At 76.7% G+C, this 1,007-nt stretch carries 1 protein-coding gene; it reads right to left on the bottom strand.

What is annotated here, in order from left to right; all coding sequences use genetic code 11:
* Positions 1 to 111 precede the first annotated feature (111 nt).
* The coding region (locus tag U9R90_RS36410; RefSeq protein ID WP_411061785.1) for an oxygenase MpaB family protein at positions 112 to 1,007 on the bottom strand (896 nt) is incomplete at its 5' end.

Genomic DNA, 1,007 nt, shown 5'->3' with positions numbered 1-1,007 from the left:
ACTACGGACACGGGGGTGCGGGGGTCACGGTGGCGTGGGGGTGCGCGGAGGCGGCGGCCGACCTCCTGGGCTGAGGCGGCGGCTGACCTGATCGGCGGGGCGGCGGCCGACCTAACCGGCTGAGCCGATGGCCGCCCGGTGCCGCACCCTGCCCGCCCGGTGCCGCACCCTGCCCGCCCGGTGCCGCGCCCTGGCCGCGCGCGCCAGCGGCAGATAGCGCAGCCGCTCCGGGAGCAACGGCACCACGGTCCGTACCAGCCGTCCGAAGCGCCGCAGCCGCCGCTCCTGGCGTTCGGTCCACTCCAGGCCGATCGCCTCGCGCGCGTCGGGCGGCAGCAGCCCGATGGCGAGGAACCGTCTGAACCGCGCCAGCGGTGGCCACAGGAGCGGCCAGAGCGCCCGCAGCGGCAGCCGCAGCACCCAGGGTCCGCGGTCCGGTGGGGGTATCGGCCGGTCGACCGACACCAGTTCCTGGACCACCGCGGTCGCCTCAAGCTCGTCGGCGAGCATCTTGCGGTAGTACGGCCAGAACGCCTCGACCGTCTGCGGCATGTCCCGGTCGCGGATGCCGAGTATCCGGCCGACCCGCAGCCACTCCGCGTACAGCCGCCGCTCATCGGCCGCGGTGCGCGGGCGGCGGAACAGGTAGCCGCGGGCGTACTGGAAGACCGGGAAGCCGGTGGCGTGCACCCAGGCGTACGGCCCGGGCGCCAGCGCGTGGTAGCGGCGACCTCGGCTGTCGGTGCCCCGGACAGTCCGGTGCAGGGCGCGCAGCCGCCGTCCCTCCGCGGCCGCGGCCTCGCCGCCGTACACCCACAGCTGGAGCGAGCGCAGGGAGCGCTCGCCGCGCCCCCACGGATCGGTGCGGAAGACCGAGTGCGCGTCCACGCCCGCGCCGACGGCCGGGTGGGCGACCTGGAGCGTGAACGCGGCGGGCAGCGTGAGCAGCACCCGGATGTCCCCGGCGCTGTCCCAGAGGATGCCGCCGGGCGGGGGTGGGAGCGGGG

This window comes from Streptomyces sp. E11-3, assembly GCF_046540415.1.
Classification (GTDB): Bacteria; Actinomycetota; Actinomycetes; order Streptomycetales; family Streptomycetaceae; genus Streptomyces.
Note: the sequence above shows the minus strand (reverse complement) of the source record. Positions and strands in the feature narration are given on the sequence as shown.